Below are 24,704 nucleotides of genomic sequence, written 5' to 3' on the forward strand. Positions count from 1 at the left end.
ACATCACTGCCTCCAGCAAATTGAGACCAGGCCCTGTTTTTTGAGCCTCAGGCGGCCGCGCCGGTTCCCTCCGCCGACTCAGCGACCTGCACCTCGTCACCGTCCACGCGGACGGCGTAGGTTGCCAGCTGGTGACTGTCATCCTCGATGCAACGGCCATCAAGCAATGAGAAGTGCTTCTTGTACAGCGGCGTGGCCACCACCGGCTCGCCCTGAATGTCACCCACAATGCCCCGGGCAATGATATTCACGCCCGAGATCGGACAGTAGTTGTCGACCACCAAGACCCGGTCGTCCAGTTCCGGGATCAGGAAAACCGCCACCTGCCGGTCGCGGTAACGGGCGCCCACGCCGGAGCCAACGACCAGGTCGGAAAGCCGTCCGATTGTGGTCCAGTTGTTATCGGATTGAGTCATGACAAACCTCCTTAAACAGTCACCGCCGGAATACGTTCCAGCTTCTCGGCATCAGTGGCGGGACGCGGCTGGCCGCGTTCCTCGACGGTCACGACATAGGGGTCGTCGCCGTCCTCGTTGATCATCTGGCGGAAGCGCTTGAGCTTCTCGGGGTCCTCAAGGGTGGTCTTCCACTCGCACTGGTAGTTCTCGACGAGCCGCGCCATCTGGTTGTCCAGGTCCTCGGCAATGCCCAGTGAGTCGTTGACGACCACGTCGTAGACGTAATCCAGGCCGCCCTCGAGGTTCTCCAGCCAGCGCGCCGTGCGCTGCAGCCGGTCCGCGGTGCGGATATAGAGCATCATGAAGCGGTCGATGGTGCGGATCAGTGTGTCGGTGTCCAGATCCTGGGCGAGCAGGTCCGCATGGCGCGGGCGCATGCCTCCATTGCCTGCCACATAAAGGTTCCAGCCGTTCTCGGTGGCGATCACGCCGAAGTCCTTGCTCTGGGCCTCGGCGCACTCGCGGGTGCAACCACTGACCCCGAACTTGATCTTGTGCGGCGCGCGTATGCCCTTGTAGCGGTGCTCGAGATCAATGGCGAGCTGGACGCTGTCCTGAACGCCGTAACGACACCAGGTGCTGCCGACACAGCTCTTCACCGTCCTCAGCGCCTTGCCGTAGGCGTGGCCCGTCTCGAAGCCGGCATCCACCAGGCGCTCCCAGATGGCCGGAAGGTCGTTGAGCTTGGCGCCGAACAGGTCGACGCGCTGGCCGCCGGTGATCTTGGTATAGAGCTGGAATTCCTTGGCCACCTCGCCCAGCGTGATCAGCTTGTCCGGGGTAATCTCGCCACCGGCCACGCGCGGCACCACTGAGAAGGTCCCGTCCTTCTGCATGTTCGCAAGGAAGGTGTCGTTGGTGTCCTGAAGGCCCACGTGCTCCGGGTTGAGCACATAGTCGTTCCAGGTGGAGGCCAGGATCGAGGCCACCGCCGGCTTGCAGATATCGCAGCCCAGACCCTTGCCGTGGTTCTTCAGCAGGGCATGGAAGTCATGAATGCCTTCCACGCGGATGATGTGCTCAAGCTCCTGGCGGGTGTAGGCGAAGTGCTCGCAGACGCTGTTGTCCACTTCAATGCCGAGTGCGGCCATCTCGTGGTCGACAATCTCTTTGACCTGGCCGGCGCAGCCGCCACAGCCGGTGGTGGCCTTGGTCATTGTCTTGACCTCGCCCAGGGAAGCGCCTTCCTGGACGCACTGGACGATGTCGCCCTTTGAGACGTTATGGCAGGAGCAGATGCCGGCGGTCTCCGGCAGCGCATCCACGCCCAGCGCCGGCGCGCCGCCTTCGCTGGCCGGCAGGATCAGTGACTCCGGGCTGTCCGGCAGCTCCAGGCCATTGCTGGCGTACTGCAACAGGGTGTCGTAATAGCTGTTGTCGCCCACCAGCATTGCGCCCAGAAGCTGTTTGCCGTCGCCGGAGACCACCAGCTTGCGGTACTCGCCCCGGATTTCATCCGTGTAGCGGAAGAAGCGCGCGCCCGGGTTCTGGTCGCCGTGCGCATCGCCGATGGCGCCCACGTCCACACCCAGAAGCTTGAGCTTGGTGCTCATGTCGGCGCCCTGGAAGAGGCGGTCACCGCCGGTGAGGGTGTCCAGCGCGGCCTTGGCCATCTGGTAGCCGGGGCCGACCAGTCCGAAGATGCTCTCGTTCCACAGGGCTACCTCGCCGATGGCAAGAATGTTCGGATCGCTGGTCTCACAGTGGTCGTTGATGACAACGCCGCCACGCTCGCCCATCGCCAGGTCCGCTTCACGGGCCAGTTCGTCCCGGGGACGGATGCCGGCGGAGAACACGATCATGTCCGTCTCCAGCAGCTTGTCATCCTGGAAGACCATCTGATGGCGGGCGCCGTTGCCATCCTCGATGCGCTGGGTGGCGCGGCCGGTGAGCACCTGCACACCCAGGTCCTCGATCTTCTCGCGCAGCAGGTTGCCACCCGGCTCGTCCACCTGGACGGGCATCAGGCGCGGGGCGAACTCCACCACGGCCGTGTCCAGGTCCAGTTCACGCAGCGCATTGGCCGCTTCCAGCCCGAGCAGGCCGCCGCCGACCACCACGCCCGTATTGGAGCGTGACGCGGCTTCGCGGATGGCATCCAGGTCGTCGATGGTCCGGTAAACCAGGCAGTCTTCCCGGTCATTGCCCGGGATCGGCGGCACGAAGGGGTAGGAGCCGGTCGCCAGGACCAGTTTGTCGTAAGCGAGGGTTTCTCCCGTATCCAGGGTCAGGGTCCGCGCCTGCCGGTCGATGGACGTCGCCCGGGTGTTAAGGCGCAGGTCAAAGCCCCACTCGGCGTACTGTTCCAGGGTGGAGAAGGCCAGGTCGTCGGCCGTCTTGCCCTGGAAATACTCGGACAGGTGGACCCGGTCATAGGCGATGTTGCGTTCCTCGCCCAGCACGGTCACCGAGAAGTTGGCCGCCTGCCCACTCTCGGCAAGCTGTTCCAGGAAATGATGACCGACCATGCCATTGCCGATAACGATCAGGTTCTGTTGACTCATGACTGCTTCCTCTTTCTATACCAGCGAGCGGCTTCAGGCCGCCTCGCAGTGTGCTTCGCCAAAGGCCAGCCGGGGACGCCAGTCGCTCAGGTCCGTCCCCTGCTGGAGATGTTCAAAGAGCCAGGGACCGGCGGAGGCGTCGCCATAGAGAATGGCGCCAACCAGGCGGTTGTCGCGCAGCAACAGGTGGCGGTACTCGCCGGCCCGGCGGTCGTGGTAGACGATGGACTCGGTGCCATCGCCCGGGTTGTCCGTTTCGCCGCAGGAAAAGACATCGATCCCGCTGATCTTGAGCCGCGTCGCCACCGGTTCATCGCGGTACCCTGCGGTCAGTCCGCTCAGGTGCTGGGCCAGGACATCGGCCTGGCGATTGACGGGCTCAACGAGGCCATAGGTTTGGCCCGCGAATTCGCAGCACTCGCCAAGGGCATGAACCCGGGGATCACTGGTGGTAAGGCATTCGTCCACCCGGATGCCCTGCCCGCAATCCAATCCGGCATCCGCCGCAATCTCGCGATTGGGCGTAATGCCGGCGGCGATTACGACCAGCTCCGCGGGCAGCTCAGTGCCATCGGCCAGTTCCAGCGCCTCCACACGGGAGGAACCCACGAGGCGGGCGGGTTGGCTGTTCAGGGCCAGCTTCAAGCCCCGTTCGCGAAGGGTCTCGACCAGGAGGCCCCCGGCTGTTGCATCAAGCTGGCGTGTCAGCGGATAGGCACCACGGTGCACCAGGGTCACGGCCATGCCCTGTTTGCGCAGCCCCTCGGCGGCTTCCAGGCCCAGAAAGCCACCACCGATTACCACGGCACGACGTCCCTCGGCAGCCTGCTCGGTCAGCCAGTGCACATCGGCAAGGCTGCGAAAGCCCATGACGCCCTGAAGGTTTTCGCCCTCAAGACCCAGGGACGACGGTCGCGATCCGGTGGCGATCACCAGCCGGTCGTAGTCGAAGCGGGCCCCCTGCTCCGTGACAACGCAGCACTGTTCCCGATCAATAGTCCGGGCGCCGTCACCGGTATGCAGCCGAATGCCATGGCGCTGATACCAGTCAGGACCGGCGAACGATAGCTGCTCCGGAGTAACCTCCCCCGCGAGCAGCGGGGACAACAGTATCCGGTTGTAGGCACGTTCGGGCTCGGCGCCAATGACCGTAATCCGCCACGGGTGGCGTCCCGCCACCAGGGATTCCAGCAGCCGCTGGCTTGCCATGCCGTGTCCAATGATCACCAGATCCCGTTCCATTGCGGTCTCCCTCTGGGGTTCAGCCATAAAAAAAGCGCCTGCACACTTCCCTCGGGGAGAGTGAAACAGGCGCCAGTGCCCAATCTATTTCTGCGATGTCGGTGCCTTCCCGGCACACCCGTTTAAATGCAGGCTCCATGCCACAAGCAAACAATTCCCTGTTTTCAGCTACATACCCCCGTTACCGCGCACCAGGAACACCCCTGTGTGGCCTCCTGGTGGTGCATGACGGGGGCTGATTGCACCAAAACGGACTGGTAGCAGGGTCTACGCCAATACCTTCTGCCGCTTATCCACACCGGAAGCCGCCTCCTGGCCCTCCCCCTGTCGCGGCATGGGGGTAATCTTCTGCTGCTTCTCGTACAGGAAACGCAGAACCGACTGGCGGCAATGGTTGTAATCCGGACACTCCGCCAGCGCCACCCGGTCGCGCGGACGCTCCAGGGGCACGGGCAACACCTCGCCAATGGTCGCCGAGGGCCCATTGCTCATCATCACAATGCGGTCGGACAGCAGGACGGCCTCATCAACGTCATGGGTGATCATGACCACGGTACTGTTGAGCTCACGCTGGATCTCCATGAGCGAGTCCTGGAGATGGGCCCGGGTCAGCGCGTCCAGCGCCCCGAAGGGTTCGTCCATCAGCAAAACCTTGGGCTGCATGGCCAGGGCGCGGGCGATGCCCACGCGCTGGCGCATGCCCCCGGAGAGCTCGTCCGGACGCTTGTCCATCGCATGGCCCATGTGCACCAGCTCAAGGTTGTGGGCAATCCACTCACGGCGTTCCTGTTTGGTCATGGACTTGCGGAAGACCTGCCGCACCGCCAGCTCAACGTTGTCGAAGGCGGTAAGCCAGGGCATGAGCGAATGGTTCTGGAAAACCACGGCCCGCTCCGGCCCGGGCTCGGTCACTTCCCGGCCGTCCAGGAGACAGCCGCCGCGACTGGCCTGCAGAAGCCCGGCAATGATGTTGAGCACCGTTGACTTACCACAGCCCGAGTGGCCGATCAGTGAGACGAACTCACCCTTGGTGACCTTCAGGTTGACGTCTTCCAGCGCACTGAAAACACCGCCCTTCACCGGGAATTGCATGGATACGGACGAGAGTTCCAGATGGGGTTTATTACTGCTCATAAAGGCCTCCTTTTCGCGGATACAACATCCGCGCATTGGCTCGTGTTCAGTGAGTGGCGGTCGACTTGTCCCAGGACAGCAGGCGCTGCAGGAACAGCATGCCCCGATCCAGAAGCAGCCCGATCATGCCGATGACAATAACCGCGACCATAATCCGGCCCAGGGATTCACTGCTGCCGTTCTGGAACTCGTCCCAGACGAACTTGCCCAGCCCGGGACTCTGCGCCAGCATTTCCGCCGCGATCAGCACCATCCAGGCAATGCCCAGCGACATCCGCATGCCGGTAAAGATCATTGGAATGGAAGACGGCAGCACCACCTTCCACACATGGGTCAGGAACGGCAGACGCAGCACCTGGCTGACGTTGCGCAGGTCCTGGCTGACGGAATTGACGCCCATGATGGTGTTCACCAGGGTTGGCCAGAGGCTGCACAGGGACACCGTGACCATCGAGGTAATGAACGCCTTGGAGAACATCGGGTCGTCCACGGTATAGGTGGCCGAGACCACCAGGGTCACGATCGGCAGCCAGGCCAGGGGTGAAACCGGCTTGAATACCTGGATCACCGGGTTCACGGCCTGGTGCAGGTGGCGGTTGAGCCCCACCAGGATGCCCAGTGGCACCGCGATCAGGCTGGCCAGAAGAAAACCGGCCATCACCGTCCCTAGACTGGTAAGTATCTGATCAATGAAGGTGACACTCCCCGAGAAAGAGCGGATCCTCACCTCGGCATCAGGATTGTTCGCAAGGATTTGAGCGTTACGCTCCTCCTGCATGGCGATGAATTCGGCCGCGCGCTGTTGCTGTTCCTGATAATCCGCCCACAGGTTGCCCGCCTGGTGCGCAACATCTGCCGGACCGGGAAGCGTCCCCAGGGAGGTGGCAACATTCTGTGCAGCGATGTGCCAGAGAAACAGGAAGGCAAGGATGCCGACGATTGGCATCCCCAGTGCCCGCAGCACATCACCAGGCGAGAACAGTGCCGCTTTCTGTCTTACAAAGTCTGTGGCCGATGCCACTATCGTTGCCTGAGTCATGGGTCGATCCTCCTTTGGGGCGATCAGGACGTTTCGTCGCCACTGAGCCCGATTTCAAAGCTGTCGATGTAGTCATTCGGCTTGCGCCCGTCATAGGGCGTGCCATCGATGAAGTCGTCCTGAACCGGCTTGAAGCCATCCATCTCCTCAAAATCCGGGAAATCATCGGCGCTCAGGGTGCCGTCGGCGATCAGCGACTTCGCCGCCTTTTCATAGATCTCCGGCTTGTAGACGTCCTTCGCCATGTCCATGTACCAGTCGTCGGATTTGCGCTCCGGGATCTGGCCCCAGCGCCGCATCTGGGTCATGAACCAGACCGCATCGCTGTAATAGGGATAGTTGGCGTTGTGGCGGAAAAAGACGTTGAAGTCGGGCTCCTGGCGCACATCGCCCTTTTCGTACTCGAAGGTACCGGTCATGGAGTTGGCGATAACCTCCTCGTCCGCGCCAACATAGCGGGACTCGGACAGGATCGACGCAGCCTCTTCCCGGTTGGCGTTATCGTTCTCGTCCAGCCAGTGCGCGGCCCGGATCAGCGCCCGGACCACCCGCAGGTGAGTGTTCGGGTACTTATCCGCCCATTGCTGGGTGACGCCGAACACCTTTTCCGGGTTATGCGGCCAGATGTCGTGGTTGGTCACCACCGGCACGCCAATCTCCATGGACACCGCCTGCTGGTTCCAGGGCTCGCCCACGCAGTAGCCCTGGATGGTGCCGGCTTCCATGGTGGAGGGCATCTGGGGCGGCGGCGTCACGGAAAGCCGCACATCGGACTGGCTGCGGCCACTGTTGTCGCCTTCCCGGGGTTCATAGAAGCCGGGATGCAGCCCGCCGGCGGCAAGCCAGTAGCGGATCTCGTAATTGTGGGTGGAGACCGGGTAGACCATGCCCATGTCGAAGGACTCGCCCTCATCCTTGTAGGACTCCACCACCGGCTGCAGGGCCTCGGCACTGATCGGGTGCTCCGGCTTGCCATCCTCGCGGTTGGGCACATGGGGGCGCATCTGCTCCCAGACATCATTGGAGACGGTGATGGCATTGCCATTGAGGTCCATGCTGAAGGCGGTAATCACATCCGCCTGGCTGCCGCCAACACCGACAGTCGCGCCGATGGGCTGGCCCGCGAGCATGTGCGCCCCGTCCAGCGCACCGCCGATGACGCGATCCAGAAGGACCCGCCAGTTGGACTGGGCCTCCAGGTCCACGAACAGGCCCTCCTCAAAGAAGAAGTGCTTCTCCTTGGCGATGGCAAGGGGCGCCATGTCTGTGAGTTTGATAAAGCCGAATTTCAGATCCTGCTTCTCCGGCGCCCCGATTTCCACGCCGTCGTCAGCGAGGGCGGGACTGATGAATGCGGTGGCCATGACAATGGCTGCGAAGAGTCCGTTTCCTGAATGGGTGGGCGTTCTCATACGGTGTTCCTCTCTAGTGAATATCCAAAAAAAAGCGCCCGCCTCCCAGAGGGAAGCGGGCGCCATTGCCGCAACAACAAATCAATCCCAGTACTGTCTGCAAATCTGGTGTGCAGGTCCCTCTGCACATCGATGCCATCAACAACTCCCTGCTACTGATGGCGCACCCCGTCTGTGGCGTGCAAAAGGGTTAAAGCATGGTGCGTGCCAATTTCATACCCCGCTGTTTTTCAAGACATATACTCCAGACGCTTCTGAAAATCCCTTCAATAGAGCCTCGCAATCCTCTCTAAATCAGTGCACCCCCGGCATCTCGTGCACCCAATCGGACCATCCGCGATTCGAGACTTACGCCAGTGATTCGGCGTTGATCAACCGGTCCGAAGCAACCTCGATCGGCCCGCGATGACCGGCAACCTTGAAGGGGTGATGGTGTTGCCCCTCGGGCTTGTAGTTCATGATGGGAGAGTCCAGCCCCAGGGCGGCCGCAGCCCCACGGTAGAGATCCGGCCGGAAGATATTTTCAAGATCCGGAGGCGTCGAAGCCTCTTCCCGCTGCCCCCACGCCTCCATCCGGAACAGGAGCCACTCCGCCTGGGAGAGCCAGGGGAAATTGGCGTTCTGGCGAAAGAAATGCTGGTGGATGCGGGGGTGGAACACTGCCTGGCCGGACTCGCCAAGTGGCTGTATCGCCTCACCCAGGTATTCGGGTGCCGATAGCACCTCGAAGATGCGCTCCCGGTTGGCCGGGTCATCCAGCCACCGACAGCTGCGGATGACGGCCTTGAGCAACCGGTGCACCTGATCCGGGTTCGAGCGGACCCAGTCTTCCCGCAGTCCCAGCACCTTCTCCGGGGCGTTCTGCCAGATCTGGCTGCCGGAGACGAGTATATGGCCCACGCCGTGATACTCAGCCAGCGAATTCCAGGGCTCCCCGACACAGGCAATATCCACGCTGCCGGACGCCAACGCCGTCAGCATTTCCGGTGGCGGCACCGTGACCAACTGGATGCGGCCACCGGGCTTGAGGCCGGCGCTCGCCAGCCAGTCCCGCAGCTGCAGGTAATGGCTCGACCAGGCATAGACGGCAGCCACACGGATGGGTTCAGAGCTGTCGGTCACCACCGATGCCAGAGCCCGGGCGGACTCCCTGGGTTGCGAGAGATCATAGCCCGTCGCCATCAACTGATCGTAAAGCGTGCGACGCACGGTAATCGCATTGCCATTGCGACTGAGCACCATGGGACTGACGACGCGACACACCGGCGCCCCCAGACCAATATTGGACGCCAGCGCCATGGGCCCCAGCATCTGCGCCCCTTCAAGCAGACCCACACTGACCCGGTCCCGCAGGCTGGCCCAGGAAGGCTGGCGGTGGAGGCTGACGTCCAGGCCCTCCGCCTCAAAAAAGCCCTCTTCAAGCGCCATGATCAGCGGGGCGGCATCAAGCAGGGGAATAAACCCCAGACGAACCGCATCCGGCTGTGTCGCTTCTGTATTACTCATCCAAAGCCTCCCCGCGGCCTGACGAATCGTCCTCGCTGCCGAGGACACCAATCACATCCCGGGCCACCCGGCCCAGCTTCTGGTTGCGATCCATGGCAAGCTTGCGCAGGCTCCGGAATGCCTCCTCCTCCCCGCAGTTATGGTGCTCCATGATCAATCCCTTGGCGCGCTCAACCTCTTTGCGGTCCTCCAGGGCCGTGCGGGTCTCAGCAAGTTGATCCCGCAGGGACTGGAAGGACTCAAAACGCGCAATGGCCACTTCCACGATGGGTTTTACCCGATGCTGCTCAAGCCCATCGACGATATAGGCACTGACGCCGGCGCTCACGGCCTGCTGTATGGTATTGCTGTCACTGTCGCCGCTGGCAAAGAACACGACCGGCCGGGGCGCATGCTCATTGAGCATTGCCATGTTCTCGAGGGTATCCCGGTCCGGGGATTCCATATCGATGATGACAACATCCGGTTCCTCCTGGGCGACCGCTGCCACCAGCCCACGAGTGCTGTCGCGCTGGCAGATCACCTGGTAGCCCTCGGCCTCCAGCGCATCGTGCACCATCCGCGCCCGCTCGGGCTCGTTATCCACCAGCATGACGCGTACACCACTTTGATCGCCTGGCATGCTTCCACCTTGCTTACCGTTCCGCGGGATCAAAGCAAAAGGCGCGCCACCGTTACAGCAACTGGCATGGGCCGGCCTCAGGCAGCAGACAACGGGCTTTTATGCACCATTGGTGACCACGCTGCCCCATGACGGGGACAGATAGCACGCTCCGAGGCCTGCTATCTCCACCCACAGGGCACACAGAAGGGTCCGGCACAGGATATGCTTAATAAACCAGGGATCATTGACCAACCCATTGGGTACCGAAGCCCGGTATCCGGCCTCGACATCGTTCGAAGGCCGGATACCGGGCTTTTTTTGTCAGGAGCAAGGGACATGAGCGAAATCCAGACCACCTGCCCTTATTGCGGCGTTGGCTGTGGCGTCCGGGCAACCCCCTCGGGAGACACCCTCAATCCGGTTCAGGGCGACGCGGCTCACCCGGCGAACGCGGGTCGTCTCTGCGTAAAGGGCGCGGCACTCCATGAGACCCTGGGTACGGCAGGCCGGCTCCTGCGGCCCAGAGTCAGGGGACAGGAAACCAGCTGGGAGGAGGCCCTGTCAGCCGTGGCGGACGGGCTCGCGGCCATTCGCGACCACCAGGGCCCCAACGCCATAGGTCTCTACCTTTCGGGCCAGCTGCTCACCGAGGACTATTATGTCGCCAACAAGTTCGGCAAGGGCTTTCTTGGCACCCCCCATGTGGACACCAACTCCCGGCTCTGCATGTCCTCCGCCGTTGCCGCCTACAAGCGCGCCTTCGGAGAGGACGCCGTCCCCGGCTGTTACGACGACCTGGAAGAGGCAGAACTCATGGTGTTCGCCGGCGCCAATCCGGCCTGGAACCACCCGGTCCTCTACCAGCGCATCAAGCAGGCCTTCGCCACCCAGCCGGGACGACGTGCGGTTGTCATTGACCCCCGCCGCACCGCCTCCTGCGACATGGCGGATCTGCACCTGGCACTCAGGCCCGGCACGGATGCCACGCTCTGGAACGGACTCCTGGTCTGGCTGGCCGACAGGCAGATGCTTGATAAGGCATGGCTGGCGGAGCATTGCTCTGGCCTTGAGGCGGCGCTGGACAGTGCCCGCGCAAGCGCCCCTGATACGGCCTCGGTTGCCGCCCAGTGCGACCTGGACGAAGCCGATGTGCGCTGCTTCTACAGCTGGTTCGAGGCTACCCCGAAAACCGTCAGTTTCTGGTCCCAGGGTCTGAACCAGTCCACCAGCGGTACTGACAACGGCAGCGCGCTGATCAACTGCCACCTGGCGACCGGGCGTGTTGGCAAACCCGGAGCCACACCCTTCTCCATCACCGGTCAGCCCAACGCCATGGGTGGGCGCGAGGTGGGTGGGCTGGCCAACCAGCTCGCGGCCCATCTGGATTACGACACGCCCGGTGCCCTGGCCGAGGTGGAAGGATTCTGGCAGGCCCCGGCCATGGCCACGGAGCCCGGATACAAGGCGGTAGAGCTTTTTGAGGCCGTGGAGCGCGGCGAGATCCAGGCCCTGTGGATCATGGCAACCAACCCGGCAGTGTCCCTCCCCGACGCCGACCGGGTCCGCCGGGCACTGGAAATCTGCCCACTGGTCATCGTCTCCGACTGCGTGGATGACACCGATACCCTGGCGCTTGCCGATATCGTGCTGCCCGCCTGCGGTTGGAGCGAAAAAGACGGGACCGTCACCAACTCCGAGCGCTGTATTTCACGGCAACGGGCCCTGTTGGAGGCCGCCGGCGAGTCCCGGCCGGACTGGTGGATCATCAGCCAGGTCGCCCGGCGTATGGGCTTTGAGAACGGCTTCAATTACCCGGGGCCCGCTGAAATCTTTCGCGAGCATGCCAGGCTCTCAGCCCGGCATCGCCAGGACCGGCTGCAGTTCGATATCGGTGGCCTGGCCCGCCTGTCCGACCACGACTACAACACCATGGAGCCGGTTCAATGGCCCGTCACACCGGAACACCTCCATGGGCGCAGGCGTCTGTTCACCGACGGCAGATTTGCAACAGCGGACGGACGGGCCCGCATGGTACCTGTTACCCCCGTGCAAACAGTCACGGATCCGGAAGGAAGGGCGCCCCTGCAGATCAACAGCGGCCGCATCCGTGACCAGTGGCACACCATGACCCGAACTGGTCGGGCGCCGCGCCTGCTCCAGCATTACAGCGAGCCCTTTATCGAGGCGAACCCGGAGGACCTGCGGCATCTCGAAATGAAAGACGGAGAACTGGCGACGCTTCAAAACAACACGGGCCATTACACGGGACGCCTTATCGCCACGGACGCCCAGCGCCAGGGTGAGGTCTTTGTCCCCATCCACTGGAGCGACCGGATAACCACGTCCTCTGTTGCCTCTCGTCTCTTTCCGGCGGCTACCGATCCGGTATCCGGTCAGCCCGGCAGCAAGCTAAGCGACGGCCGTCTGACCCCCTTCCAATGCCATTGGCAGGGACGACTCCTTACCCACACCGATTCCTTCCAGTGCTCCGGGGAGGCGCTTTTCCATGTGCGCGTCCCGATGAGCAACAGTACCTGCTGGCACCTGGCGGGTGACCAGGTTACCGACTGGTCCTGCCGCGCCGCCGACTGGCTTGGACGCACACCCGACGCTGAAATGCACGACCCCGGTGCCGGTCGCTATCGCGCCGCCTGGTACGACCGGGACGGCATTGCCGCCGTGCTGCTGATCGAACCAACCAATGATTTTCCCGGCCTGGACTGGCTGGACAGCCTCTTCACGGCGCCCACCCTGAACGAAGAGACCCGGCGCCAGGTACTGGCCGGCCGCGCCGCCGACGTGCCGGATACCGGCGCGATTGTCTGCTCCTGTTTCCAGGTGGGTGAGTACAGCATTGAGACAGCGATCAACGACGGCGCGAACAGCGTGTCCGCACTGGGAAACACCCTGAAATGCGGCACCAATTGCGGCTCCTGCGTCCCTGAGCTGAAAGCGATTCTGGAGAAAAAGGCAGCACTGACGAGCCCTTGATCACCACATCCGGCGCCACCTCCGGTAGAATCGCAGCCTGCGAGAACCACCCCCGGCACCGGAGACAAACCCCATGGCGTTGTCAGCGCTGAGCAACCGCTACCACCAGCTCCTGGACAGGATCGAGGCGGATCCCGTCACTTCCCTTCGCAATTCCGTGCCCGTGCCAACCGAGGTTTCGACCGAGCCAACCCTTGCCGCGATCATGGCGGATCCCGTACTTGCCGAAACCGTATTCGCGCAACTGGAAACGGCGCTGGGAGCGCCAGACCGCCGCACCACGGCAACCCAGCTCTGGAAGCGTGTAGCACTGGACGTTCTTGCTCCGGCAATGGTCCTCTGGCTGACCGACCAACGCCTTGCCCTGCCCAGGCAGGAAGATGTCCGGTGGTCCCAGGAAAAGCAGAAGTGGCAGGCTACAGCGAACCGGGATTGGTTGGACTATTCAGACCTTTCGGAGGCACAGCAGGCGTTGCACGGATGGCTTGCCGAACCCGAAGGTTTTTTCCGTGGGCAATGGCCAGTTACGAAGAGCGGTTTCTGGAGCAGCATGTCCCTGGCAGCGATCCGGCCCTTTGCAGCCATCCGGCTGGAGCTGCCGGCGGAAGAGTGGCGCCCCCAGGCGGACGAATGGATGGCCCTGATGCCGGGCCCCACCGCCCGTTACCTGCGTTGGTTCGAGGAGGCCTCGGAGGCCGGACCCAGGCTCGCGCCCCAGCGCCGCGGCTGCTGCCTCAAGTTCCAGCTCCCCGGGAAGGACCACTGCAGCACCTGCGGCGTTCGGCGCTGAGCTGATCCGGCAACCCCAAGGGCTCGGGACTCAATCCCCCTGTGGGGTAGGCGCGCCACGGCTCAGGCGCTCCACCGCCTGCTGACACTGCGTCTCAAGCTCCCCGGTACTGCGTACGCCCAGCCCCAGGTCCCGCAGGCGACCGTCCTCCAGCCCATAGATGAACCCGTGCACGGACAGTTCCTGGCCGCCCCGCCAGGCATCCGCCACCACCGTGGTCCGGCAGACGTTGGCAACCTGCGCCACCACGTTCAGCTCACAGAGCTTGTTCGTGGCCGCCGTCCCGTCGGGCTGGGCGGCCAGCAGCTCCTGGTGGTCAGCGGCGACGTTCTGGATGTGGCGCAGCCAGTTGTCGATAAGCCCCAGGTGGGCATCCTCATAGGCGGCCTTGACCCCGCCACAACCGTAGTGACCGCATACGATCACATGCTTGACCTTCAGCACCTCCACGGCGAACTGCAGCACCGACAGCAGGTTCAGGTCCGTGTGCACCACCACGTTGGCCACGTTCCGGTGTACGAACAGCTCGCCGGGCATAAGCCCCACCACCTGGTTGGCGGGCACCCGGCTGTCCGCACAGCCGATCCAGAGGTAATCAGGCGCCTGCTGCTGGGAGAGTCGTTCGAAGAAATCCGGGTCTTCGGCGAGCGTGTCGCGAACCCATTGAGCGTTGTTGTCGAACAGATGCTTGAGTGCTGTTGCCACGATTCCCCCTTTCCTTCTGTGACCGTCTGGTCCATCTTACCGGGCAGCGCAGGGGTGGGAAACCGGATTGCGAGCCCATCGTTAAAGATTTACATTACATGAATCTTTAAACCGATCCGGATCCCCCATGCCGAGTAGTCGCTCAAACCGCCTGAAGAGCCACCGCCTGCTCTTTCCGGCCGCCTGTCTCTACGCCGCCATAGCACTGCCACTGTCCATGGCCACCATACTGGCGGGATGGAGCTGGACGCCCGGTCTCGCCGGCAGTCACCACGGCCATGAAATGATCTTTGGCTTTGCCCTGGCCGTGATCGCCGGGTACACACTTGGCCCCCAGCCCGCGCGCTGGTTGTTTCCACTGTTCGGGCTCTGGCTGGCTGCGCGTCTCGGGTACGCGCTGGCACCCGGGTTCTGGCTGAGCCAACTGCTCAGCCCAACCTTTGCTCTGCTGCTGGCCTGGCGGGTGGTGCCCCGGTTCAACGCCGCCAAGAAATGGCGTAACCGCATGCTGGTGCCACTCATGCTGGCGCTTTGTGGCCTTCCCCTGCTGTGGCTCCTGCTGGGCATCACGCCACTTCCGGGGGCAACGGTACTGCTGCACACAGGGGTGGTTCTGCTGCTGCTTCTGATGACCTTCATGAGCGGTCGCCTGATCGCGCCCGCAGTCGCGGGAACACTGGAAAAACGCGGTATTACGCAGGAAGCACGGGTCCAACCCAGGATCGAGGCTGCGCTGATCCTCATGCTTGGCGCAGCGGCACTGGCAGTCCTCTTGCCGCTCCCTTCCTGGCTGAGCGGCCCCCTGCTCCTGGCGGCTGGCGTACTGATCCTGGTCAGAACCCTGCGGTGGCGGCTGTGGCTCTGCCCGGAGCGCCCGGATCTGCTGGGGCTGGCAGTGGGCACGCTCTGGCTGGGTATCGGTGCCGGCGGTTTCGGTATAGCTCTTATGCTCAACCAGGGCCCGTCCGCGCTCCTGCACCTGATCACGGTGGGCGCACTGGGCACGCTGACCATTGGGGTCATGCTGCGGCTCCACTACCATGCAACCCGCCGGCAGCCACCGCCTGTTGGCCTCCTTCTCATCACCCTTGGAGCGGTAGCACTGGCAGCTTTGCCGCGCCTTGCGGCAGGGCCATCCCCCTGGGATGCACCGACGCTGCTCTGGGCTGCAGCGGGGGCCTGGTCACTGGCCTATGCGGTGACCGCCTCCGCGCTGCTGTTTCATCGCTGAGTCACAGCCCCAGCCTGTGGGCCCGGCTGGTAAAGAAGATACCACTGGGTTTTTCGGCCTCCAGGGTGGTTATCTTCTCCAGTGTCCGGGTGTCATAGACCGTGACCCGATTGCTGTCCCTGGCCGATATCCAGACCGTCTCGCCCCTGGGGCTGAACTCCATGTGAAGCACCGCCTCGCCAGGCTCGAGGGTGCGGATGATTTCGGAGGTCTGGGAATCGATCACCTGGACCACATCATTCCGTGGGTGCGCAAAGCTGACCCAGATCTGGCGATGGTCCGGGCTGGCCATGACAAAGACGGGCTGGCCCTGGACCGGAATCCGTTCGCTGAGATCCCAGCTCTCCATATCCACCTGCAACACCTCATGGGCACCGACAGCCGGCACGAATGCGCGATCCCCGGCAATAGCCCAGCCCTCCAGGTGCGGCATCTTGTAGACCGGCAGCCGTTCCTCGCCTTTGCCATAATCGGAAAGGATATGCTGGGCACCCTCCTCCGGGTTCCACAAATCCAGCAGCGACAGGCCATCCTCGCCGAAAAGACCGGCGATGTAATAGCGACCCTGGCCCGTAATCAGCCCATCATAGGGCTTTTTGCCCGCTTCATAGCGGGTGACTTCCGGCTCGGGAGTATCCATATCCAGCACCCAGATTTCCCCGGCATCAAAGAGACTGAAAACGAACCGGTTGCCGGGCGCATCCACCAGGCCCACGGTCTTGGATTGCCGGGTCTCGCCCCCCTCATCCTCATACTCGGCCGGCACGTTCGCCACCTGCTCCAGGGTTTCGCTGTCAAAGACCTTGACCCCACCCGGCTCGTAATTGGAGACCGCCACGTAGCGGCCATCCTGGGATATGGCTCCCCCGATGCTGTTGCCGGACTGTTCTATCCGCTGATCAATGGAACGCGTTAACAGGTCAACCTTCGTCAGCCCGCCGTCACGCCCGAAGACATAGCCGTAGCGGCCGTCCCGGGAATACACCACCGAGGCATGGGACAGGTCACCAAGCCCCTCGACGCGTCCAAGGACCGTCTTCTCGGTGGTATCAACCACGAGAACCGACCCGGAGGCGCGTTCGATGACCAGTCCCAGATCCCCCGTCCCCCGCAACTCAGCTGTCTCATCGCCTGGCCCCGTCAGTGACTGGCAGCCGGCAAGCAGCATCAACAGCAGCAACGGCCCGGCCAGTCGCAATAGCCTGTAGTCTGATCGCATCAAATCACCTTGAATCGTCATTGTTTACCAGCGAGCCAGATTTAAGGGCCTCGCTGATCCAGCGGATCTCCCCGTCACTCAGCAGATCCTTCCAGGGCGGCATGGCCGTTTCCGGGACACCGCTACGGATAATCGCTGCCACCGCCTCGACCGACCGGTTCTCCAGATCCGAAGGACGCAACGCGGGCCCCAGGCCCCCTTTCAGGGTCATACCATGACAGGAGCCACAATCCTGCAGCACAAGCTCCCGCAACCCGGACTCGGATGGCTGCTCCGCATGCCCGTGCAGCGACCCAACCCCGATCATCGCGATGATCGCAAGCCTTCTTTTCCAACGGATCATAGCTCCACCCTACCAACGCCCATCCGGCAATCGTGACTATCGCGCCGGAACTAATCATTGATTTTAGTTAACAGTTTCCCTGGCGCCCTCAGATTAAAGGGGTATCTCTTAGGTGGTAACTCGCCTCTAAAGTCCCAACTGATGACTTTCATCAATGATGGTGGATTAATAAAAAGAAATATTGACCATGTATAAAAGGTGCCACCAAAGGAGAACGCGCTGATGAATGCAACCCACCATTTCTTCAAACCCATGGCTTTGGCGGTTGCCATTGCCGCTACGGCGACGATGAGCGTACACGCCGAACCGAAACACCCCGAGGACGGGGGCTCCTCCTACAAGGGCGCGCCAAGCGCAGTGGATCCAGGGTCCACCAAGGACCTTATGACCAGCGAAGGCGCACCGCCCATGTCCAAGGAGAACTGGAACGAGGCGAAACAGATCTTCTTCGACCGCTGCGCGGGCTGTCACGGTGTGCTGCGCAAAGGGGCAACCGGTAAGCCGCTCACTCCGGATATTACCCAGGAGCGCGGCATGGCCTACCTGAAGGCCTTCATCAACAGCGGCTCACCCGCCGGCATGCCAGCCTGGGGTGAATCCGGTGAGCTGAGCGATGAGCAGGTCGAGATGATGGCCAAATACATCCAGCACGAACCGCCGGAGCCGCCGGAATTCGGCATGGAGAAGATGCGCGAAACCTGGTCGGTGGATGTCCCTCCCGAGGACCGTCCCACTGAACCCCAGAATGACCTCAACCTGGAAAACCTCATGAGCGTAACGCTGCGTGATGCAGGCCAGGTAGCTCTGATCAGCGGCGACACCAAGGAAATCGTCAAGGTGATTGATACCGGCTATGCGGTGCACATCTCACGCATGTCGGCATCCGGCCGCTACCTGTTCGTGATCGGCCGTGACGCGCGCGTCAACATGATCGACCTCTGGATGGAAGAGCCCACCAACGTGGCGGAGATCACCATCGGGCTGGAGGCGCGTTCCGTTGAAACCTCCAAGTTCAAGGGTTACGAAGACGACCTGGCGATTGCCGGCAGCTACTGGCCGCCGCAGTACACCATCATGGATGGCGAAACACTGGAGCCGAAGAAGATCGTCTCCACCCGCGGCATGACGGTCAACGAGCAGGAGTACCATCCGGAACCGCGCGTGGCGGCCATTGTTGCCTCCCACGAGCACCCGGAGTTCATCGTCAACGTCAAGGAAACCGGCAAGATCAAGCTGGTCAACTACGAGGACCTGGACAACCTGTCCGTGACCACCATCGACTCCGCGCCCTTCCTGCATGACGGTGGCTGGGACCGCACCAAGCGCTACTTCCTGACCGCCGCCAATGAGTCCGACAAGATTGCCGTGGTCGACTCCAGGGACCGCGAGCTTGAGGAACTGATCGACGTGGGCAGCATTCCCCACCCCGGCCGTGGCGCCAACTTCGTGGATCCGGAACACGGACCCGTCTGGGCCACCTCCCACCTGGGTGACGACAGCGTCCAGCTGATTGGTACCGATCCGGAAAACCACCCGGAAAACGCCTGGAAAGTGGTCCGTAAGCTTGAGGGTCAGGGCGGCAGCTCGCTGTTCATCAAGACCCATCCGGAGTCGGATAACCTCTGGGTCGACAACCCGCTCAACCCGAACGACGAGATCAAGCAGAGCGTGATCGTCTTCGACATCAACAACCTTGATGAGGGTTACGAGCGGCTCCCGATCGCCGAGTGGGCCGACCTGGGCGAAGGACCCAAGCGGGTCGTCCAGCCCGAGTACAACAAGGCCGGTGACGAGGTCTGGTTCTCGGTATGGAACGGCAAGGAGCAGGAATCCGCGCTGGTGGTTGTGGATGACAAGACACGCGAACTGAAGAAGGTCATCAAGGATGAGCGTCTGGTGACCCCAACAGGCAAGTTCAACGTCTACAACACACAGCACGACGTGTACTGAGCCGGGTGAGCTGATGCAACTGGATGCGACCGACAGGCGGCTGATCGACCTCTACCAGAGGCGGATGCCCGTAACTTCCCGCCCCTTCCTGAGAATGGGCGAGGAACTGGGCCTCTCCGAACAGGAGGTCATCAATCGACTGGAGGCGCTCCAGGCGCATCAGATCATCAGCCGGGTTGGACCCGTCTTTGAACACAGCCGCGCGGGCGCCAGCCTGCTCGCGGCTGTGGCTGCACCGCAGCACGAGATTGATCAGGTCGCCGACCGGATCAATCACTTCCCGGGCATCAATCACAACTATGCCCGGGAACATACATTCAACCTCTGGTTTGTCATGACCGCGCCGGATGAAAGAACACTGGCGACGCGACTGGATGAGCTGGAGGAGACACTGGCGCTGCCAGTACTCAGGCTGCCGATGATCGAGGCCTATCACATCGACCTCGCCTTCAACATCGACTGGGAGGCAGTCTCATGAGTCATATGCCCCGGGCCATTGATACGACCCTGAGCCATGCGCAGAAGCTGCTGATGCTGCGCCGCCGGCTGGAGACCGGCCTGCCCCTCTGCCCAAGGCCGTACCAGGCGCTTGCGGAAGAGTGTGGACTCACCGAGGAGCAGGTGCTGGATGCCACGTCCGAGTGGCAGGCCGACGGCCTGATCAAGCGCATGGGACTCGTGGTGCGCCATCGCACCCTGGGCTATCGCGCCAATGCCATGGTGGTCTGGAACCTCCCCGATGAGGAGGTTGCCACTATTGGCAATGCCTTTGCGGAAGAACCCTTCGTGACGCTCTGCTACCAGCGTCCCCGACAGCTTCCGGACTGGCCCTACAACCTGTTCTGCATGATCCACGGCACGGATCGGGAGCAGGTCCTGGAGCAGCTCCGACAGCTGCGTGAGCGCCATGGTCTTGAGGAAACGGAGCACGCCGTCCTGTTCAGCCGCAAGGCCTACCGACAGTGTGGAGGCCGTTATGTCGGTGATGGAAACACCTGAAAAGCCGCCCGCGCTGAGCGATACCGAGCGGGCCATTCTCAACCGCCTGCAGGACGGCCTTCCCCTGGTCCCGCATCCCTATGCGGCCGTGGCCGAGGAACTCGGCATCGGGGAAGACACCCTGCTGACCCATCTTCAGGCCATGCTGGACTCCGGCCTTCTGACCCGTTTCGGCCCCATGTTCCATGCCGGGGAAATGGGCGGCGGGCTGACCCTGGCGGCGATGGCCGTTCCGGAAGATGAGTTTGAAACCGTGACCGAACAGGTCAACAGCTTCCCGGAAGTGGCCCACAACTACCGCCGGGAACATGACCTGAACATGTGGTTCGTGCTGGCCACCGAAGAGGAAGAGGCCATTCCGCGGGTCATCCAGGACATTGAATCCCTGACCGGTCACCCGGTCTACAACATGCCCAAGGAGGAGGAGTTCCATGTCAACCTCCGCTTCTACGTCTGAATCAATGACCCTGGGCAACCTGGACCGGGAACTGATCGTCGCCACCCAGCAGGGGCTGCCCCTGGTATCCGACCCCTGGGCCGCCGTGGGCGAACAGATCGGCATCAGCGGCGACGAAGCCCTGGCGCGATTCCAGCGCCTCCAGGCCAATGGTGTACTGCGCCGCGTCGCTGCCGTGCCCAACCACTACCGGCTGGGCTACCACTTCAACGGCATGACGGTCTGGGACGTTGACGATGAGCGGGTCCGTGAGCTGGGCCGGGCAACGGGGGAACTGCCCTTTGTCAGCCACTGCTACCGCCGGCCACGGCATCTGCCGCTCTGGCCCTACAACCTCTTCGCCATGGTGCACGGCACAAGCCGTGACGAGGTGGAAAGCAAGGCCGAACGCATTCACGAGCTGCTGGGCGATGCCTGCCGCGGGCACCAGATCCTGTACAGCTCCGCAATCCTGAAAAAGACCGGATTGCGCCTTCAGCGCAAACGATAAGGGGGCGCCATGTTCAGAATGACCCGTTACATCAAGAGCCTCATGCACCCCACCCCGGTTGCGCCGCCCGCGCAGCCACCCGGGCCCGTGGTTATCTGGAACCTCATCCGCCGCTGCAACCTCACCTGCAAGCACTGCTATTCGGTGTCCGCGGACATTGATTTCGAGGGCGAGCTGGAGACCGACGAGGTCTACACCGTCATGGACGACCTCAAGAGTTACGGCGTGCCGGTGCTGATTCTTTCCGGCGGCGAACCCCTGATGCGGCGGGACATCTTCGAGATTTCCCACCGCGCCAAGCAAATGGGTTTCTACGTGGGCCTGTCCACCAACGGCACCCTGATCACCGAAGACAATATCCAGCAGATTGCCGAGGTGGGCTACGACTATGTCGGCATCAGCATCGACGGACTCGAGGCCACCCACGACTGGTTCCGCCAGAAGCAAGGGGCGTTTGCCGAATCCATGAAGGCGGTCGCGCTGTGCCGCCAGGCCGGAATCAAGGTGGGGCTGCGCTTCACCCTGACCCAGGACAACTTCCACGAACTGCCGGACATACTGCAGCTTCTGGATGACCACGACATCGACAAGTTCTACCTCTCGCACCTGAACTATTCCGGTCGGGGCGGGCGCAACCGCAAGCGCGACACCTGGTACGACATGACCCGCCAGGCCATGACCATGATGTTCGACCACTGCCACCGCGAACTGCAGCAGGGCATCGAACGCGAATACGTCACCGGCAACAACGATGCCGACGGCCCCTTCCTGATCGAATGGGCCAGGGAGCACTACCCGGATCAGGTGGACACCCTCTGGCAGCGGCTCGTGAACTGGGGGGGTAACTCCTCGGGCGTGAACATCTCGAACATCGATAATCTGGGCAACGTCCACCCGGATACCTTCTGGTGGAACTACACCCTGGGCAACGTCCGTCAGAGGCCCTTCTCCGAGATCTGGAGCGACGAGAGCGATCCGCTGATGGCCGGTTTCCGCCAGCGCCCGAGGCCCGTGAAGGGACGCTGCGCGGACTGCCATTACCTGTCCGTGTGCAACGGCAACACCCGTGTGCGGGCCTATAACGTCTCCGGGGATTTCTGGGAGGAAGACCCGGGCTGTTACCTGACCAACCAGGAAATCGGGGTGCCCGAGAGTGACCGCCGGGTGGCCACGCCCGCGGTGGAGATTCCGGTCCATAACCTTTGAGGGAGCGCCGTATGGACAACGCCAACCAGAAAAAACGCCTGGTGGAATTCCAGCTGGCGGAGCCGCCCTTCCGGGCCGGCGACGTCGCCATCGTCGGCGCAGGGCCGGGCGACCCGGGCCTTCTGACCCTGCGCGCCCTGATGCTGATCCAGCAGGCCGATGTGGTCCTGCACGACAGGCTTGTTTCCCCGCAGGTCATGGAACTGGTCAACCCGTCAGCGGAATGCCTCCACGTGGGCAAGTTCAGCGGCAACCATTGTGTGCCCCAGCAGGATACCAACGCACTACTGGTCCAGCGGGCCCGACAGCATCAGCGGGTAGTCCGACTCAAGGGCGGCGACCCCTACATCCTCGGGCGCGGCGGCGAGGAAGCCGAATACCTCATGGAACACGGCATTGACTTCCAGGTGGTACCGGGGATCACCTCGGCGTCCGGCTGCGCGTCACATTGCGGCATCCCCCTCACCCACCGCGATCACGCGCAGAGCGTGATCTTCGTAACCGGCCACCGCAAGGCGGACCAGAGCCTGGACCTGGACTGGAGCGCCCTGGCCACCCCCAACCAGACCCGGGTCTTTTACATGGGGTTGAGCAATGCCGGTGCGATTACGCATAACCTGATGCATCACGGTGTACCGGGAAGCTGCCCTGTTGCCCTGATCGAACGCGGAACAACGGACCAGCAGCGCATGGCCGTCACCTCCCTCGCCGAGCTGCCGGACACCGCGGAACGCGATCAGTTCCAGCCACCGACGCTGATCATCGTCGGGGAAGTCGTGGCTCTTGCCAAGCGCCTGATGCCCTCCCAGAGTAAACCGATTCGCCCGCCAATGATCCGGGCATACCAGGGAGCATGATATTGAAGCCCACTTTTGCCAACACTGCATTCCTCGTCCTGCTGGGTATGGCGACGGCGCTGCAGGCCAGTAACAGCGAACCCGGCGCCACCGAATCCCTCTATCAACAGCACTGCGCCAGCTGCCACGGCTCCGACCGGCTCGGCGTCACCGGCCCCGCCCTGCTGCCGGAGAACCTCTCGAGGCTTTCCAGGGAGGACGCGGAGAACGTCATTCGAAACGGCCGCGCCGCCACCCAGATGAGCGGTTATGAAAAGGCGCTTTCGGACGATGAGATCACCCGCCTGGTGGATTTCATCTACACCAAGCCTGAGGACGACCTGGAATGGAGCCAGGAGGCCATCACGGCGTCACACCGTGTTCCCAACCCGGTGGACACGCTCGATCCGTTCCCCATCTACGTGGCGGACCTGATGAACCTCTTCCTCGTGGTTGAAAAGGGCGACCACCACGTCACTCTGCTCGACGGCGACCGCATGGAGCCCATCACCCGCTTCCCGACCCGCTTCGCCCTCCATGGCGGACCCAAGTACAGCCCGGATGGACGCTTTGTCTACTTCGGTTCAAGGGACGGCTGGATCACCAAGTACGACCTGTACAACCTCAAGGTGGTCGCCGAGATCCGGGCCGGCATCAACATGCGCAACATTGCGGTCTCCGCCGATGGCGAGCATGTGCTGGCCGCCAACTACCTGCCCCACACCATGGTGCTGTTCGATGCCGAGGACCTCAGCCTTATGGAGGTGATTCCCGCGGCACGTCCGGATGAAAACCAGTCCGCAAAGACCAGCTGGCACAGCCTCGAATACCAGGATGCCGTACCAAAGGCGATGGAAAGCTCCCGCGTCAGTGCTGTCTACACGGCGCCACCCAGGGATAGCTTCATCGCCGCGCTCAAGGACATTCCCGAAGCCTGGGAAATCCGGGTGGTCGACGGCGAAGCCGAAGTCCGCCGGATGAAGACGGAGACCCATCTTGATGATTTCTTCTTCGACCAGGATTACCAGCACCTGATCGGTGCCGCGCGTAATGGTGAGAACGGCCATGTCATCGACCTGGATACGGGCAAGACCATCGCCACCCTGCCACTGCCCGGCATGCCCCACCTGGGCTCCGGCATCACCTGGGAATACGAGGGCCGGCGCGTGATGGCCACGCCACACTTCCGCACCGGTGCCGTCTCCATTATCGACATGGAGAACTGGGAGGTTCTCAAGACGCTGGAGACCGACGGCCCCGGCTTCTTCATGCGCAGCCATGAGAATTCCCGCTACGCCTGGGTGGATGTCTTCTTCGGTCCCAACAGTGACAAGGTCCACGTGATCGACAAGCAGACCCTGGAGATCGAGAAGACCCTCCAGCCCGAGCCCGGCAAGACCTCGGCCCATGTGGAGTTTGACCGTTACGGCGAGAAGCTCCTGCTCAGCATCTGGGACGACGACGGGGCGGTGATCGTCTATGACGCCGACACCCTGGAAGAGCTCAAGCGCATTCCCATGAAGAAGCCTTCCGGCAAGTACAACGTCTGGAACAAGACCCAGTACGAGGAGGGGACCAGTCACTGACG

22 protein-coding genes are annotated in these 24,704 nt (G+C 62.6%); 11 read left to right on the top strand and 11 right to left on the bottom strand.

Translation table 11 applies throughout. The features are described 5' to 3' along the window. Positions 1-47 precede the first annotated feature (47 nt). The 8 genes from nirD to DES49_RS09960 form a co-directional block, all read right to left on the bottom strand. Positions 48-416, bottom strand: a complete 369-nt coding sequence (nirD, locus tag DES49_RS09925) for a nitrite reductase small subunit NirD (protein ID WP_133736259.1) — start codon at positions 414-416, stop codon at positions 48-50. A gap of 11 nt (positions 417-427) precedes the next feature. Then, positions 428-2,962 (bottom strand): nitrite reductase large subunit NirB, encoded by a 2,535-nt coding sequence (gene nirB / locus DES49_RS09930; protein WP_133736260.1) that lies wholly within the window; start codon positions 2,960-2,962, stop codon positions 428-430. A 33-nt stretch (positions 2,963-2,995) separates the two neighbouring features. Further along, entirely contained in the window at positions 2,996-4,231 is a 1,236-nt protein-coding gene (locus tag DES49_RS15555) for an NAD(P)/FAD-dependent oxidoreductase (RefSeq protein WP_243865007.1), read from the bottom strand. A gap of 240 nt (positions 4,232-4,471) precedes the next feature. Next, complete coding sequence (locus DES49_RS09940; RefSeq protein ID WP_133736261.1) at positions 4,472-5,338, bottom strand: ABC transporter ATP-binding protein; 867 nt, start codon at positions 5,336-5,338, stop codon at positions 4,472-4,474. 46 nt (positions 5,339-5,384) lie between these two features. After that, positions 5,385-6,284: an ABC transporter permease gene (locus DES49_RS09945; RefSeq protein WP_243865021.1), complete on the bottom strand. Its 900-nt coding sequence runs from the start codon at positions 6,282-6,284 to the stop codon at positions 5,385-5,387. Between the two features lie 116 nt (positions 6,285-6,400). Beyond that, positions 6,401-7,741, bottom strand: a complete 1,341-nt coding sequence (locus tag DES49_RS09950) for a CmpA/NrtA family ABC transporter substrate-binding protein (protein WP_133736430.1) — start codon at positions 7,739-7,741, stop codon at positions 6,401-6,403. A gap of 396 nt (positions 7,742-8,137) precedes the next feature. After that, the gene (locus tag DES49_RS09955; RefSeq protein WP_133736263.1) at positions 8,138-9,295 is read right to left on the bottom strand and encodes an ABC transporter substrate-binding protein; all 1,158 of its coding nucleotides are present in this window, start codon (positions 9,293-9,295) and stop codon (positions 8,138-8,140) included. Beyond that, the gene (locus tag DES49_RS09960; RefSeq protein ID WP_243865008.1) at positions 9,288-9,917 is read right to left on the bottom strand and encodes an ANTAR domain-containing response regulator; all 630 of its coding nucleotides are present in this window, start codon (positions 9,915-9,917) and stop codon (positions 9,288-9,290) included. Before DES49_RS09960 ends, DES49_RS09955 begins: the two co-directional genes overlap by 8 nt. A gap of 318 nt (positions 9,918-10,235) precedes the next feature. Between DES49_RS09960 and DES49_RS09965 the strand changes: the two genes are divergently transcribed. After that, a complete protein-coding gene (locus DES49_RS09965; RefSeq protein ID WP_133736264.1) occupies positions 10,236-12,890 on the top strand; it encodes a nitrate reductase in 2,655 nt (884 codons plus the stop codon). Positions 12,891-12,963: 73 nt separating this feature from the next. Beyond that, positions 12,964-13,680, top strand: coding sequence for a (2Fe-2S)-binding protein (locus DES49_RS09970; protein WP_133736265.1), 717 nt, complete (start codon positions 12,964-12,966; stop codon positions 13,678-13,680). A gap of 30 nt (positions 13,681-13,710) precedes the next feature. On the opposite strand, the gene can is transcribed toward DES49_RS09970, so the two are convergent. Beyond that, complete coding sequence (gene can / locus DES49_RS09975) at positions 13,711-14,385, bottom strand: carbonate dehydratase (protein WP_243865009.1); 675 nt, start codon at positions 14,383-14,385, stop codon at positions 13,711-13,713. A 127-nt stretch (positions 14,386-14,512) separates the two neighbouring features. Between can and DES49_RS09980 the strand changes: the two genes are divergently transcribed. Next, on the top strand, positions 14,513-15,616 hold the full coding sequence (locus tag DES49_RS09980; protein WP_133736267.1) for an NnrS family protein: 1,104 nt from the start codon (positions 14,513-14,515) through the stop codon (positions 15,614-15,616). A gap of 1 nt (position 15,617) precedes the next feature. Here DES49_RS09980 and DES49_RS09985 read toward each other — a convergent pair whose 3' ends face one another. Together DES49_RS09985 and DES49_RS09990 are read right to left on the bottom strand one after the other, a co-directional pair. Next, positions 15,618-16,835, bottom strand: a complete 1,218-nt coding sequence (locus DES49_RS09985; RefSeq protein WP_424955230.1) for a cytochrome D1 domain-containing protein — start codon at positions 16,833-16,835, stop codon at positions 15,618-15,620. 4 nt (positions 16,836-16,839) lie between these two features. Continuing rightward, entirely contained in the window at positions 16,840-17,178 is a 339-nt protein-coding gene (locus tag DES49_RS09990) for a c-type cytochrome (RefSeq protein WP_243865010.1), read from the bottom strand. Between the two features lie 288 nt (positions 17,179-17,466). Here DES49_RS09990 and DES49_RS09995 point away from each other — a divergent pair, with 288 nt between their 5' ends. From DES49_RS09995 to DES49_RS10030, 8 genes are read left to right on the top strand one after another with little or no spacing between them, the layout of a single operon-like run. Continuing rightward, the gene (locus tag DES49_RS09995; RefSeq protein WP_243865022.1) at positions 17,467-19,128 is read left to right on the top strand and encodes a cytochrome D1 domain-containing protein; all 1,662 of its coding nucleotides are present in this window, start codon (positions 17,467-17,469) and stop codon (positions 19,126-19,128) included. A gap of 13 nt (positions 19,129-19,141) precedes the next feature. Beyond that, positions 19,142-19,606, top strand: a complete 465-nt coding sequence (locus tag DES49_RS10000; protein WP_133736268.1) for an Lrp/AsnC family transcriptional regulator — start codon at positions 19,142-19,144, stop codon at positions 19,604-19,606. Further along, positions 19,603-20,127 carry a siroheme decarboxylase subunit beta gene (ahbB, locus tag DES49_RS10005; RefSeq protein ID WP_243865011.1) on the top strand — a complete coding sequence of 175 codons (525 nt, stop codon included), beginning with the start codon at positions 19,603-19,605 and terminating at the stop codon, positions 20,125-20,127. The genes DES49_RS10000 and ahbB (DES49_RS10005) overlap by 4 nt, the downstream gene beginning before the upstream one ends. Next, entirely contained in the window at positions 20,105-20,584 is a 480-nt protein-coding gene (locus DES49_RS10010) for an Lrp/AsnC family transcriptional regulator (protein ID WP_243865012.1), read from the top strand. The genes ahbB (DES49_RS10005) and DES49_RS10010 overlap by 23 nt, the downstream gene beginning before the upstream one ends. Before the next feature lie 4 nt (positions 20,585-20,588). Then, the gene (gene ahbB, locus DES49_RS10015; RefSeq protein WP_133736436.1) at positions 20,589-21,074 is read left to right on the top strand and encodes a siroheme decarboxylase subunit beta; all 486 of its coding nucleotides are present in this window, start codon (positions 20,589-20,591) and stop codon (positions 21,072-21,074) included. A gap of 9 nt (positions 21,075-21,083) precedes the next feature. Continuing rightward, positions 21,084-22,280 (top strand): heme d1 biosynthesis radical SAM protein NirJ, encoded by a 1,197-nt coding sequence (gene nirJ, locus DES49_RS10020; protein WP_133736269.1) that lies wholly within the window; start codon positions 21,084-21,086, stop codon positions 22,278-22,280. Positions 22,281-22,291: 11 nt separating this feature from the next. Further along, on the top strand, positions 22,292-23,137 hold the full coding sequence (gene cobA / locus DES49_RS10025) for a uroporphyrinogen-III C-methyltransferase (RefSeq protein WP_133736270.1): 846 nt from the start codon (positions 22,292-22,294) through the stop codon (positions 23,135-23,137). Then, a complete protein-coding gene (locus tag DES49_RS10030; protein WP_133736271.1) occupies positions 23,134-24,702 on the top strand; it encodes a nitrite reductase in 1,569 nt (522 codons plus the stop codon). Before cobA ends, DES49_RS10030 begins: the two co-directional genes overlap by 4 nt. Positions 24,703-24,704: the final 2 nt, after the last annotated feature.

It is taken from the genome of Halospina denitrificans, from assembly GCF_004364635.1.
GTDB classification, from domain to species: Bacteria; Pseudomonadota; Gammaproteobacteria; order Pseudomonadales; family Oleiphilaceae; genus Halospina; species Halospina denitrificans.